Raw genomic sequence first — 13268 nt, forward strand, 5'->3', positions numbered from 1 at the left:
AATAATGCCTCAATCGCGCTGAGCAGGCGCTAGAGGCCTTGCGGGGTGTCGGCCAGCACGGCCTTCGTCGCTGCGCCTGCGGCGCCGGTATCGAGTGAGTAGAGCGTTGCTACGCCCATTGTCGTGGCGGCTTGTGCGGTGATGTAGGCTTGCTGCTGCGCCGCCGTCGCGTTGTGCGCTGCGTTCGCCAGGGCTTGAGCTGTTGCTTGATACAGGCTCCCCAGCGCCATTGCGGGCGCTTCTGCAAGCACGCTGACATTCGTTTGGGAAACCGAGTCGGTGATTTGGTTATTGACCGCCGTGGGATAGGCCATTGGGTCCTCGCTTTGGAACGCGCCGAAGGTCTTGGTCGCGGCTGTCGCAGCTAACGGTGTTATCCCACAATCTGAAAGTGCCTTTTTGCACAGCTTTCGCAATAATGGCGTTGCTGGGCGGGCTTAGCCGGCGACGCGGCAACAAAACGCCCCCGCCAGTCTCCCGGCGGGGGCGCTCAAAACTCCACGATCCGGCGCTGACCGCCCCGATCAATCCTCGTCCATCTTCAGGGCGGCGATGAAGGCTTCCTGCGGGATCTCGACCTTGCCGAACTGGCGCATCCGCTTCTTGCCTTCCTTCTGTTTCTCCAGAAGCTTCTTCTTGCGGCTGGCGTCGCCGCCGTAGCACTTGGCGGTCACGTCCTTGCGCAGGGCCCGGACGGTTTCGCGGGCGATGATGCGACCGCCGATGGCGGCCTGGATCGGGATGACGAACATGTGCTGGGGGATGAGCTCCTTCATCTTCTCGCACATGCCCCGGCCGCGGCTTTCGGCGCGGCTGCGGTGGACCAGCATCGACAGGGCGTCGACGGGCTCGCTGTTGACCAGGATCGACATCTTGACGAGGTCGCCGGCGCGGTAGTCCTCCAGCTGATAGTCGAAGCTGGCATAGCCCTTCGAGATCGACTTGAGGCGATCATAGAAGTCGAAGACGACCTCGTTCAGCGGCAGGTCGTAGACGACCATGGCGCGGCTGCCGACATAGGAGAGCTCGCGCTGCATGCCGCGACGGTCCTGGCACAGCTTGATGACGCCGCCCAGGTATTCGTCCGGGGTGAAGATCGTGGCCTTGATCCAGGGCTCGGCGATCTCCTCGATCTGCATGACGTCGGGCAGGTCGGCGGGGTTGTGCAGCTCGATCTCTTCGCCGTTGCGCAGCTTGATCTTGTAAACCACCGAGGGGGCGGTCGCGATCAGATCAAGGTCGAACTCGCGGGACAGGCGTTCCTGGATGATCTCCAGGTGGAGGAGGCCGAGGAACCCGCAGCGGAAGCCGAAGCCCAGGGCGGCGCTGCTCTCCATCTCGTAGGTGAAGCTGGCGTCGTTGAGGCGCAGCTTGCCGACGGCGGCGCGCAGGTCCTCGAAGTCGGCGGCGTCGACCGGGAAGAGGCCGCAGAACACCACCGGGACCACTTCCTTGAAGCCCTTGAGGGCTTCGGCGGTGGGCTTCTTCTCGTCGGTGATGGTGTCGCCGACGGCGGCGTCGGCCACTTCCTTGATCGAGGCGGTGAAGAAGCCGACCTCGCCGGGGCCCAGATACTCGACGTCGGTGGCCTTGGGCGTGAAGACGCCGACCTTGTCGATGCGGTGGGTGGCGCCGGTCTGCATCATGCGGACCTGCTGGCCGGCCTTCAGGCTGCCGTCGAAGATGCGCACCAGCACGACGACGCCCAGATAGGCGTCGTACCAGGCGTCGACCAGCAGGGCTTTGAGCGGCGCGTTCGGGTCGCCCTTGGGCGGGGGCAGGCGGGTGACGATGGCTTCAAGCACCTCGGGGATGCCCAGGCCCGTCTTGGCCGAGCACTCGACGGCGTCGGAGGCGTCCAGGCCGATGACGTCCTCGATCTGCGCCTTGACGCGGTCGACGTCGGCGGCGGGCAGGTCGACCTTGTTCAGGACGGGGACGATCTCGTGGTTGTTGTCGATGGCCTGGTAGACGTTGGCCAGGGTCTGGGCCTCGACGCCCTGGGAGGCGTCGACGACCAGGATCGAGCCTTCGCAGGCGGCCAGGGACCGGCTGACCTCATAGGCGAAGTCGACGTGGCCGGGGGTGTCCATCAGGTTGAGGATATAGGTCTCGCCGTCGGCGGCCTTGTAGGTCAGGCGCACGGTCTGCGCCTTGATGGTGATGCCGCGCTCCTTCTCGATGTCCATGTTGTCCAGGACCTGGGCGCTCATCTCGCGCGCGGTCAGGCCGCCGGTCGTCTGGATCAGCCGATCCGAGAGCGTGGATTTGCCGTGGTCGATGTGAGCCACGATTGAAAAGTTACGGATCTTGTCGAGAGGCGTCGAAGTCATGCGCGTGCGCATATCACATTTGCGCCGCTTCGCGAGGGGCGTTGCGGTCGCGGTGGGGGCTTGGCGCGCGGTTATGCTTAACCGCGCGTTAAGTTTGGAGCCCCAAACCGGACGCAATGGCTTGCAACTGTGTTGCAAACAATTCCATCCGGAGGCCCTGACATGGACCGTCGCAAGCTGATCCTCTCGAGCGCCGCCCTGGGCCTGTCGACCGTCGCGTCGGAGGCCCTGGCTCGCCAGCGCATCACCTCCGAGCAATTGCCGCCCGCCCAGCCGATCACCGATCCCAATGCGCCGCCGCCTGCGCCGCAGGAAACCTACGCGCCGCCGCCACCGCCCCCGGAGGCCGCGCCGGTCTCAAGCGGCATGACGCCCACCTATGATACGGGCCGGGTCCAGACCTACTCGGCCGACGAGATGATCCGCGCCACGTCGGACTTCCTGGGCGTCACGGCCGAGAGCGCGGGCGCAGCGATCGAGAAGGTGTTCAAGGACAAGGGCCAGCCCACCGCCTATATCGCCGGCGAAGAGGGCTCGGGCGCGTTCATCGCCGGCCTGCGCTATGGCCGGGGCCTGCTGTACATGAAGGGGCGTCCGACCATGGAGGTCTTCTGGCAGGGCCCGACCATCGGCTGGGACTGGGGCGGCAACGCCAGCCGCGTCTTCACTCTGTGCTATGACCTGCAGTATCCGGACGCCATCTTCCGCCGCTTCCCGGGCGTGGAGGGCAGCGCCTACCTCGTGGGCGGCCTCGGCGTGAACTATCAGAAGGCCGACGAGATCACCCTGGCCCCGATCCGCGCGGGCGTCGGCCTGCGTCTGGGCGCCAATGTCGGCTATCTGGGCTACAGCCGCCAGCGCCGCCGGCTGCCGTTCTAAGGAGCGATGGCTCTCCTGCGGCGCGGGAGAGCCTCAGATCCTCAGGACTTGGCGACCTTGGCGTTCAGCCAGTCCATCACGGCCAGCAGCACGCCTGACACCACGAAGGACAGGTGGACCATCACCAGCCAGAACAGGCGCACCTGGTCCACGGTCTGTCCGGGCTCGGTCAGCTTCAGGAACGCCTTGAGCAGGGCGATGGCCGAGATCGCCACGATCGAGGCGATCAGCTTCATCTTCAGGCCCGAGAAGTCGACCGTGCCCATCCAGTCGGGGCGATCCTCGTGGCTGGCGGTGTCGATCTTGGAGACGAAGTTCTCGTAGCCGGACAGGATGACGATCACCATCAGATTGGCCGCCAAAGAGAGGTCGATCAGGGTGAGCGCCATCAGGATGGCGCTTTCGGGCGTCATCGACGGAACGCGCGGCAACTCCTGGAACAGCTCCTGGAAGAACACCACCATCAGGGCCGCCAGGGCCACGACCAGGCCCACATAGAACGGCGCCATCAGCCAGCGTGACGCGAACAGACCGCGTTCCAGCCAGGTTTCCAGAACAGGTTTCTTCATGTGGCCCTCCGATGCGCCCCTGCCTCTAGAGCGCCAGCATGACGGTATCTAGCGGGCGAAAGCCACCGCATATCGGAAGCTCCGCCGTTCGCCCGCCGGGAGCGTGACCCGCCAGGCCACCTGACCTTGCCGGATGTCGTGCTTCTGGGGTTCGGCCACGACCTTGAACTGCGGCGCGCCGGGATCGTGACGGATCTCTACCGTGATCGGCGCGGTCTTGGCGTTGGCGAGGTCGACCTCGTAGGTGCGGCGCACACGGCCTTTCGACAGCGTCCGTTCCTCGACGAGGCGCGGCCGGGCGTGGACGTCCATGGCGCGGCCGATGACGAGGTCCAGAGGCTCTCCCACCGCCACGTCCCGCACCGCCTGCTCGCCGGCGAAGGTCGGGCGGCCCGCAGCGGTCTCGATCGCCGACAAGGCGCCCGAGGGCAGGGGCTTGCCTAGGCCATTGGCGGTCTTGTTCTCAAGCCGCAGCACGACATCGGGCGTGATCAACGGCGCATCCGCCGGGTCATAGCCGTCATAGCTGTCCATCGCGACAGCGTAGAGCCGCTGGAAGGCGACGTCCTTCTGGTCCAGGAAGGCCACCTGCTTGGTCTGCCGGGCGTTCAGGGTGACCGGCTCGGGCAGGGTGTAGAGCTTGTAGTCGCCCAGGTTCGACTGCTCGGCCAGTTTGGCGCGCGCGCCGGTGACCATGATCTCCTCGGCGCCGAACCGGGCCATCGGCGCGGCCGACATCACCGGGGGGATGGGCAGAGGCGGGGGCGGCGGCGGCGGTGGTGGCGGCGCCTGGCCGAAGTGGGTGGTGTCCATCGGCCAACAGGCGCGGTGAATGGATCGAGCCTCGCCCCTATCCACGCGGACGGGCCTGCGCGCCAGCTTTCCCGCCACCGCCTGGGTCTTGGCGTCGGCGAACCGGCTGCCGCCGCTGTTCACCAGGGTCAGCCAGCCGGTAAGGTCCAGGCGCTGACCGTCCGGATGGATCCGCGCCACATAGTCGGCCTGCCAGTTCACGCCCAGCGCCAGGTACGAGACCGTCAGTTTCGCCCGCGTGGGCGCCGGGACCTCGACGATGGTCGAGAGGCTGGGCTTGTCGGTCAGGCCCTCGGGGACGGCCCCCAGCACCAGACGCTCCGGCCCGCCCGAGCAGCCCAGGGCTTCCACGCCCTCGGCCGTGCGAACCATCAGGCCAGAGGGACCCTGGACCAGCGTGGCGTCGACCGTCTGCTGGCGGCCGGTCTTACGGTTGGTGCGCACCACCTTGATCGGCTGGCCCAGCGAGCGCTCGATCAGGGTTCCGGGGCTCAAGAGGGCGTAGTCATAGTTGCGCTCGACCGCCTTGCCGGGCAGCCCCTCGACCGCCGCGCTCTGCGGGATCAGGCCTTCAGCGACGCCGTCGAACCGCAGCGTGTGGCGGCCGGCGGGCAGGTCGACCGTGCGGGTCTCGGTGACCAGAACGAGGCCCTTGTCGCGCGCCTGCTGACGGGCCCAGGACGACATGGCCTGGAACGGTCCGTCGCCGTCGCGATAGAGGGTGATCGCCACGGTCTCAGGCGCGCGCGACGCGATGGTCTCGGCGTGGGCGGGGAGCGCGAAGCCGAGCGCGAGGGCCAAAATCCTCCCCCCAAGGGGGAGGTGTCCGCAGAGCGGACGGAGGGGGAAGTGGCCGGGGCGGAGAGGTCTTCCCCCTCCGTCGCCTGCGGCGACACCTCCCCCTCGGGGGGAGGATCTGTTCATCACCACCCCGTCTCGACCGTGAAGGTCAGCACGGTTTCACCATTGGCGGGCACGGGGACGCTCCAGCCCAGGGTCCCGGCGTCGATGCGGCGGCCCTTCAGGCTCTCGGCCTTGACGGTGCTGTCACGCCCAAGGCCTCCTTGACGCAGCTCCACCGTCACCGGCTGGTCCTTGGCGTTGCGCAGCAGGTACTTCATCTCGTAGCGGGTCAGGCGCTTGGAGACGCGGGACTCCGCCACCAAGGTCGCCTGGCTGGAGACGTCGAAGGCCTCGCCGGTCTTGATGGAGAGCTCCGATCCGGCGGGGGTGTGGCCGATCGCGTTTTCGCCGACGAACTTCGGATCGCCGGCGGCGTCGCGCATATAGACCCGCATCGTGCCCATCGGCAGCTGGCTGCCCAGGCCCGCGAGGCGAGCGTTGCTGAACTGGATGGCGACCACGGCCTTGGTGGGCTCGGCCTGGCTGGTGAACCAGCCCTCGCGGACCTCATAGACCTTCTTGGCGGTGACGCCCTGGGCCGACAGGAAGCCGACCTGCTTGTTCTGGTTGGAGGCGATCGTGGTGCGCTCGGGCAGGGGATAGACGTAGTAGTCGGCCACGCGCTCGCCGACGCCGCTTTCGGTTCCGGCGCTGATCATGCCGGGCGACCGGCTCGAACGATAGCCGCCGTCGTTCAGCTGGTTGACGTCGCCCGCCACCAGTTGGGTCCGCGCGTTCTCGAACGGCGTGCCGGAATTGTTCGACAGGGTGATCCAGCCCTGCAGGTCCATCGTGCTCTTGGCCTCGTCGAACAGGGCGACATAGTCGGCCTTCCACGACAGGCCCGAGGTCAGGTAGCTGAGCTTGGCCTGCCGGGCCCCGGCGCCGGCGGCCTCGACGCTCACCGACAGGGTCGGGCGAGCGCGCAGCGTCTCGGGCACCTTGTCGAAGATCACGCGGGTAGGAACGCCGTCGTCGCGCAGAACCTCGATGCGGTCGCCGATCTTCAGCACCACGCCTTCGTTGGCGGCCAGGACGGTGGCGACCTCGGTGGTCTCCTTGCCGTCGCCGGGATTGGTGCGGACGATCTTCACCTGCTGGCCGACCGCCTTTTCCATCAGCTTGTCGGGCGTCAGCAGATCATAGTCGAAGTTCTGCTCCAGGATCGTCACCCCGGGCGCCGACAGGCTGACCGTCTCGGGCCGGATCGCGGCGGAGACGTCCTTGAACTCCAGCTTCTGCCGCCCGGCCTTCAGGTCCAGCGAGCGGGCGTCCTCCACCAGGGCGAGGTTTGAATTGTAGATGGTGACCGAGACGTCGCGGCCCTGCGCCTGGGCCGTGAGCGGGGCGAGTAGCAGCGCGGCCGAGGCCAGCAGCATGCGGCGGTTCATCGACGTCCTCCCGTGTATTTACAGAGGTAAGCTACACGGGAGTATGGCGAAGTCTAGGCCGGGTTGAGTGGGCCACGCAGCATCGCGTGCCTCACAGGCTCAAAGGTTTGAAAACGGTGGGCCTCCAAGGAATATCGGTTCTAGCCAATTGGGGCCGAAGCCCCGGTTCAGACTGCCCGTCTCCTGATTGGCGGCCCGCCGTTTCGCGACGTCGATCGAAGGTTCGATGAAGTGCAAGATCGCGGATCTGTCGCTCCTGCTTCGAAGCGTGCGAAGCACGCCTCGGCTGGAAATGTCGATCGTCCAAAAGTGATGTTGAGAGTCGAAGTCTTGCATTGTGCCATCTCCTTTTTTGGGTCGGCAGCACGATTATGCAGGACGAATTGGAGGTCTCAGGGAGCCGCTACTGACTGGTGTTTCAGCCGCCCCACACCTGCTTGAGACGCGCGTCGCGACCGCAGCCGGTGCGATAAGCGAAGTATTTCAGCTTGTTCCGCTTGGCGTAGTCGCGGTGATATTCCTCGGCGAGGTAGAAGGTCTGCACCGGCAGGATCTGCGTCTTCATCGTGCCGGTCCTTAGGCGCTTGGCGGCCTCAGCGCGGGACTTCTCGGCGATCGGGCGCTGGGCGGGCGTGACGAACACGGCCGGGCGGTAGGACGGTCCCCGGTCGCAGAACTGGCCGCCGTCGTCGGTGGGATCGACCAGTTTCCAGTAGCGGTACAGCAGGAACCCGTAGTCGAGCTTGGCCGGGTCATAGGTGACGCGCACGGCCTCGTAATGACCGCTGGTCTCGCTGGTGACGTCCCGATAGGTCGGGTTCTTCAGGTGGCCGCCAGTATAGCCGCTCTCGACCTTTAGGACGCCGGGCACGCCCTGCATGTCGTGCTCCATGCACCAGAAGCAGCCGCCGGCGAAGACGGCGGTCTCGGTCTTGGGCGCGGCGAGGGCCGGAGCGGTGGCGCCCAGGACAGCGAGGGCGGCGGCGAAAAGGACGATCAGGCGGCGCATCGGGGTCTCCGGCAGGTCTGCGTCCTCTAGATACGCACGCGCACGTCGATCGGTTACTGCCGCCAGCCGAATCCGACGCCGCGCACCGACGGACAGGCCGCCAGCCGCGAGGCCAGCACCTGAGCGCGGTCATCGCCCTGGTCGTCGATCTCGAGACGAATGGCCATGTGCGGCCCCTCGGGAACGGCGGACAGGGCGCGCAGGCGGGCCTGCTGCACAGAGGCCACGCCCAGCACCCGCATCAGGGCGTCGGGCGTGTCCTCGGCGGTGACCAGGAAGAGGCGGCGACGCAGGGATGCAAGCTCGCCGCCTTCCGGTTTGAGCGGATCTACGCGGTCGCTCACGGACGGAACCACTGGTGCTCGACCGAGGCCGAATTGACGCCGGGCCAGGCGGCCAGATCGCGGGCCAGCAGGCGGGCGGCCTGATCGCCCAGATGGCGCACCTTCAGCGAGGCTTCGACGATCTGGCCCACGGGCTTCATCGTCAGGCCGCACAGTTCCGCGCCGCTGTCGGCCAGGCCCTGGCGGACGGCGTCCAGCGCGCTCGGCGCGTCCTGGGCCGCCAGCAGCAGCTGGTGAACCGTGACGCCGTCAGGGTCGCTATGGAAGGCGGGTGGAGAGGGCAGGTAGCTCATTGAAGTCGATCCTTGGCTTTGAGAGGCTTTGAGGACCGAGGAACCGCGCAACAAAAAACCCCGCTCGTGGGAGCGGGGCTTTTTGGAGATCTTGCGATCCTTCGGCTTTGGGTTTGGTAGGGTTTCCTACCGCTGCTTGCGCCGATTTTGCCCCGTTCGAACTCGGACGGTTTTAATCTGATTAATCATGTTCCACATCGCCACGGCGCACGACATCACGGCCACGGCGGTAAGGCCGGTGGTCATGAAGGCGGCGAAGGCGAAGGTCGATTGCATGTGGAAGCGATGATTTCCGATTAGCGCAGCTTACAGGTAGCGCGGGGTTTTCGGTTACGCAAGGTCTTGCCGACGAAAGAGGCGATCGGTCGCGGCAAGGGACGGTTTTGCCCTTGGTGAGGCAGGGCGCCTGGAAATGCAGCAATCCTCCCCCCAGTGGGGGAGGCGGCCGAAGGCCGGAGGGGGAAGTGGCCGGCTGTCAAACCCTTCCCCCTCCGTCGGCTTCGCCGACACCTCCCCCGCTAGGGGGAGGATTTGAAGTTTAACCCCGCAGCTTGCCGCCGGCCTTTTCCGCCGCCGCGACGACCTTGGCCGACAGGGCCTCGATGTCGGCGTCGGTGAGGGTGGCTTCGCGGGGCTGGACCACGATCTCGATCGCGACCGACTTGAAGCCCTCGGGCACCCCGGGGCCCTCGTAGACGTCGAACACGCGCGCGGCGGTGATCAGCGCCTTGTCGGCGCCGGCGGCGGCTTTCACCAGATCGCCGGCTGCCTTGGCCTTCTCGACCAGGAACGCAAAGTCGCGGGTCAGCGGCATCAGGGCCGAGGGCGAGAAGGCCGGGCGGGTCTTGATCGCCTTCTTCTTCGGCTCTGGGATCGCCTCCAGGGTGATCTCGAAGCCATAGACCGGGCCGGCCACATCCAGGGCCTTGAGCACCGCCGGGTGGATTTCGCCAAACTCGGCCATCACCGCCTTGGGGCCCAGCTGCAGGCGCGCCGAGCGGCCCGGGTGCCACCAGGCCGAAGCGGTCCCTTGCGCCGTCTGCAGCGAGGCGACGGGCGCGCCCAGCTCTTCCAGCAGGGCCAGCAGGTCCGCTTTCACCGTGAAGACATCGCCTTGCGCGGCCTTATCCCAGCCGCGCGGGGCCTTGGGGACCAGGATCGCCGAGACGACGGTGCGCTGGTCGGCCGGCTTGTCGCCGTGGAAGGTCGGACCGATCTCGAACAGGGCCGCGTCCGGGAAGCCCTGGCGGGCGTTGCGGCCGGCCGCTTCGATCAGGTTGGGCAACAGCGACGGGCGCATGCAGTCCAGTTCCGAGGCGATCGGATTGGCCAAAACGAGCACGTCCTGGCCGCCGCCGAACAGCTGCGCGGTCTTGCGGTTGGTGAAGCTGAAGGTCACGGCCTCGGCGTAGCCGGCGGCGGCCAGGGCGCGACGGGCGGCGCGGGCGCGGGCCTGCTTGGCGGTCAGGATGCCGCCCACGGCGCGCGGAACCTCGGGCAGCGGCGTCGAGGGCAGGGCGCCGTAGCCGGCGATGCGCGCGACTTCTTCTACAAGGTCGGCCTTGCCTTCCACATCGCGGCGGAAGGTCGGCGGCGTCACGGTCCAGGGCGAGCCCAGCACGACGTCAAAGCCCAGCGCCGTCAGGATCTGGTGGGTCTTGTCCGGCGTCACCGCCAGGCCGGAAAGCTGGCCGACATAGTCGGGATCGAAGGCGAAGCCCTTCGGCGCGGGCGGAACCTCGCCGACATACAGAACCTCTGACGGCTCGCCGCCGCACAGCTCCAGGATCAGCTTGGTGGCCAGCTCGATCCCGTCCACCAGCGAGCCGGTGTCCACGGTGCGGGCGAAGCGGTACTGGGCGTCGCTGGCGATGCCGGTCGTGCGGCCGGTCTGGGCGATGCGGATCGGCTCGAACCAGGCGCTCTCGATGAAGACGTCCACGGTGTCGTCCGAGCAGCCGGTGCTCTCCCCGCCCATGACGCCGCCCAGGCCGATCGGACGTTCACCGCCCGCATCGGCGATCACGCACATATCCGGCGTCAGCTCGTAGGTCTTGCCGTCCAGGGCGATCAGATGCTCGTCGCCGTTGACGCCATGACGGCCGAGGCGCGTCGAGATCTCCGTCCCCGACAGCTTGGCCACGTCATAGACGTGCAGCGGGCGGGCGCGGTCGTAGGCGATCAGGTTGGTGACGTCGACGAGGGCGCTGATCGGGCGCAGACCGATAGCGGTCAGGCGGTCCTGCAGCCACTTGGGCGAGGGGCCGTTCTTGACGCCGCGAATGTAGCGGCCGGCGAAGGCCGGGCAGGCCTCGCCGTCGACCTTGACGCTGATCGGGCAGGGGAAGGTTCCGGCGACCGGCGCGATCGACAGGTCCTTCAGCGTGCCGACGCCGGCGGCGGCCAGATCGCGGGCGATGCCGGCGACGCCCAGCCAGTCGGGGCGGTTGGGGGTGACTTCAAAGTCGATGACGGCTTCCAGGCCCAGGGCGTCAACGGCGGGCGCGCCGACGGCGAGGCTGTCGGGCAGCTCCATGATGCCGTCGCTCTCGCTGGCGTATTCCAGCTCGGCGGCCGAGCAGAGCATGCCGTTCGAGACGACGCCGCGCACCGGCTTCTCGACCAGGGTGACATCCAGGCCGGGCACATAGGCGCCGATCGGGGCGTAGATGGTGGTCAGGCCCGCCCGCGCGTTCGGCGCGCCGCAGACGATCTCCTTGCGGCCGTCGACGGTGTCGACCTGGCAGACCTGCAGGCGATCGGCGTTGGGGTGGCGCGCGGCCTCGACGATCTTGCAGACCGTGAAGGGCTTAAGCTTGGTCGCCGGATCGGTGACGTGCTCGACCTCGAGCCCGGCCATGGTCATGGCCGCGACGATCTCGGGGACGGTGGCGGTGGTCTCAAGGTGGTCCTTGAGCCAGGACAGGGTGAACTTCATGGTCTGTACCTCTTTGTCATCCCGGACGTCGCGTCAGCGGCGATCCGGGACCGCAGCGAGCGCAAGCGCCTGGGGTGGTCCCGGCTCTTCGCGACGTCGTCGCTACGGCCGGGATGACATGAAAAACTAGCTCAGGCCGCTGGCCGGGTTCGGCGCGGCGAAGGCGCTGAAGCCGTAGTGCGACAGCCAGCGGACGTCCGACGACCACATGTCGCGCAGGTCCGGCATGCCGTACTTCAGCATGCCCAGGCGATCGACGCCCATGCCGAAGGCGAAGCCCTGGTACTCGTCCGGATCGATGCCGCAGGCGCGCAGGACGTTCGGGTGAACCATGCCGCAGCCCAGGATCTCGAGCCAGCTGGTGCCCTGGCCGATCTTGATCTCGCCGCCGGAGCGGTCGCACTGCACGTCCATCTCGGCCGAGGGTTCGGTGAACGGGAAGTGGTGCGGGCGGAACTGGGTGGTGACCGCGTCGGTCTCGAAGAACCGCGCCAGGAACGTCTCCAGGGTCCACTTCAGGTGGCCCATGTGGATGCCCTTGTCGATGACCAGACCCTCGACCTGGTGGAACACCGGGGTGTGGGTGGCGTCGTTGTCGCAGCGATAGGTGCGGCCCGGCGCGATGATCCGGATCGGGGGCTTTTGCGACACCATGGTCCGCACCTGCACGGGGCTGGTGTGGGTGCGCAGAAGCATCCGCTCGCCATCCTCCTTCGGGTTGAAGAAGAAGGTGTCGTGCATCTCGCGGGCCGGGTGCTTCTCGGGGAAGTTCAGGGCCGTGAAGTTGTGGAAGTCGTCCTCGATGTCCGGGCCCTCGGCCACGGCGAAGCCCATCTCGGCGAAGATGGCGACCATCTCGTCCATGGTCTGCATGGTCGGGTGCACCGAGCCCTTGCGGCGGTAGGGCGCGGGCAGGGACAGGTCCAGCGTCTCGCTGGCCAGGCGCGCGTCCAGCTCGGCGGCCTCCAGGGCGGCCTTCTTCTGGGTGATGGCGTCCTGGACCTTGTCGCGCAGGGCGTTGATCGCCGCGCCTTGGGTCTTGCGCTCCTCGGGGCTCATCGCGCCCAGGGTTTTCAGCAGGCCCGAGACCGAGCCGGTCTTGCCGACGGCGGCTACGCGGACGGCGTCGAGCGCTTGGAGATCCGAGGCGGCGGCCACCTGGGCCAGCACGTCGGCTTCGAGAGTGTTGAGATCGGTCATGACGGGCATCCGTCTAGGCGGTTTTGGTGACTGTTGGAACTTCCATTGTCATCCCGGCCGCAGAGGAGCGGAGAGCCGGGACCACCGGAAGCGCCAGCGCTTGCCGCGGTCCCGGCTCGGCGCGCTTCGCGCTTGGCCGGGATGACAGCATTTGGGACAGCAAAAAGCCCTCCGGCTCGCGCCAGAGGGCTTTGCAAGATCGGTTGGATCAAAGACCCAAAAAGACCTTAGGCCAGGGCGGCGCGAACCTTGTCGGCGATGGCCTTGAACGCAGCCGGGTCGTTGCCCGCGATATCGGCCAGGACCTTGCGGTCCATGACGATACCCGCCACGTCCAGGCCGTGGATAAACTGCGAGTAGGTGAAACCTTCCAGACGGGCGCCGGCGTTGATGCGCTGGATCCACAGCGAACGGAAGGCGCGCTTGCGCACCTTGCGGTCGCGGTAGGCGTACTGGCCGGCCTTGTCGACCGCGGCCTTCGCCGTACGGATGGTGTTCTTGCGGCGCCCGTAGAAGCCCTTGGCTTGCTCGAGAACCTTCTTGTGCTTGGCGTGAGCAACCACGCCACGTTTAACGCGAGCCATGTGTCAGCGCTC

General features: G+C 67.2%; 13 protein-coding genes and 1 pseudogene. 2 read left to right on the forward strand and 12 right to left on the reverse strand.

Annotated elements, in window-relative coordinates:
* Positions 1 to 29: 29 nt before the first annotated feature.
* Positions 30 to 314 carry a RebB family R body protein gene (locus tag OVA11_RS08215; RefSeq protein ID WP_268066975.1) on the reverse strand — a complete coding sequence of 95 codons (285 nt, stop codon included), beginning with the start codon at positions 312 to 314 and terminating at the stop codon, positions 30 to 32.
* Positions 315 to 524: 210 nt separating this feature from the next.
* A complete protein-coding gene (gene lepA / locus OVA11_RS08220) occupies positions 525 to 2333 on the reverse strand; it encodes a translation elongation factor 4 (protein ID WP_268066976.1) in 1809 nt (602 codons plus the stop codon).
* Positions 2334 to 2495: 162 nt separating this feature from the next.
* Between lepA and OVA11_RS08225 the strand changes: the two genes are divergently transcribed.
* Positions 2496 to 3212 carry a DUF1134 domain-containing protein gene (locus tag OVA11_RS08225; protein ID WP_268066977.1) on the forward strand — a complete coding sequence of 239 codons (717 nt, stop codon included), beginning with the start codon at positions 2496 to 2498 and terminating at the stop codon, positions 3210 to 3212.
* A 41-nt stretch (positions 3213 to 3253) separates the two neighbouring features.
* On the opposite strand, the gene OVA11_RS08230 is transcribed toward OVA11_RS08225, so the two are convergent.
* The 7 genes from OVA11_RS08230 to OVA11_RS08260 form a co-directional block, all read right to left on the reverse strand.
* Entirely contained in the window at positions 3254 to 3781 is a 528-nt protein-coding gene (locus tag OVA11_RS08230) for a TIGR00645 family protein (RefSeq protein WP_268066978.1), read from the reverse strand.
* Between the two features lie 48 nt (positions 3782 to 3829).
* Entirely contained in the window at positions 3830 to 5524 is a 1695-nt protein-coding gene (locus OVA11_RS08235) for a DUF4139 domain-containing protein (RefSeq protein WP_268066979.1), read from the reverse strand.
* Positions 5518 to 6888: a DUF4139 domain-containing protein gene (locus OVA11_RS08240; protein WP_268066980.1), complete on the reverse strand. Its 1371-nt coding sequence runs from the start codon at positions 6886 to 6888 to the stop codon at positions 5518 to 5520. The genes OVA11_RS08235 and OVA11_RS08240 overlap by 7 nt, the downstream gene beginning before the upstream one ends.
* Before the next feature lie 418 nt (positions 6889 to 7306).
* On the reverse strand, positions 7307 to 7897 hold the full coding sequence (msrA, locus tag OVA11_RS08245; RefSeq protein WP_268066981.1) for a peptide-methionine (S)-S-oxide reductase MsrA: 591 nt from the start codon (positions 7895 to 7897) through the stop codon (positions 7307 to 7309).
* Between the two features lie 53 nt (positions 7898 to 7950).
* Positions 7951 to 8253, reverse strand: coding sequence for a hypothetical protein (locus OVA11_RS08250; RefSeq protein ID WP_268066982.1), 303 nt, complete (start codon positions 8251 to 8253; stop codon positions 7951 to 7953).
* On the reverse strand, positions 8238 to 8534 hold the full coding sequence (locus OVA11_RS08255) for a hypothetical protein (RefSeq protein WP_268066983.1): 297 nt from the start codon (positions 8532 to 8534) through the stop codon (positions 8238 to 8240). The genes OVA11_RS08250 and OVA11_RS08255 overlap by 16 nt, the downstream gene beginning before the upstream one ends.
* Before the next feature lie 126 nt (positions 8535 to 8660).
* Complete coding sequence (locus OVA11_RS08260; RefSeq protein WP_024265662.1) at positions 8661 to 8810, reverse strand: hypothetical protein; 150 nt, start codon at positions 8808 to 8810, stop codon at positions 8661 to 8663.
* Positions 8811 to 8961: 151 nt separating this feature from the next.
* Between OVA11_RS08260 and OVA11_RS08265 the strand changes: the two are divergent.
* Positions 8962 to 9066, forward strand: a pseudogene (locus OVA11_RS08265) (hypothetical protein); the annotation flags it as partial.
* 6 nt (positions 9067 to 9072) lie between these two features.
* Here OVA11_RS08265 and pheT read toward each other — a convergent pair.
* The 3 genes from pheT to rplT all read right to left on the reverse strand — a co-directional run bounded on the left by pheT (position 9073) and on the right by rplT (position 13256).
* A complete protein-coding gene (gene pheT, locus OVA11_RS08270; RefSeq protein WP_268066984.1) occupies positions 9073 to 11472 on the reverse strand; it encodes a phenylalanine--tRNA ligase subunit beta in 2400 nt (799 codons plus the stop codon).
* A 126-nt stretch (positions 11473 to 11598) separates the two neighbouring features.
* A complete protein-coding gene (gene pheS, locus OVA11_RS08275) occupies positions 11599 to 12672 on the reverse strand; it encodes a phenylalanine--tRNA ligase subunit alpha (protein WP_268066985.1) in 1074 nt (357 codons plus the stop codon).
* Positions 12673 to 12899: 227 nt separating this feature from the next.
* Complete coding sequence (gene rplT / locus OVA11_RS08280) at positions 12900 to 13256, reverse strand: 50S ribosomal protein L20 (protein WP_010918929.1); 357 nt, start codon at positions 13254 to 13256, stop codon at positions 12900 to 12902.
* Between the last annotated feature and the right edge of the window lie 12 nt (positions 13257 to 13268).

It is taken from the genome of Caulobacter sp. SL161 (assembly GCF_026672375.1).
In the GTDB taxonomy this organism is placed as follows: Bacteria; Pseudomonadota; Alphaproteobacteria; order Caulobacterales; family Caulobacteraceae; genus Caulobacter.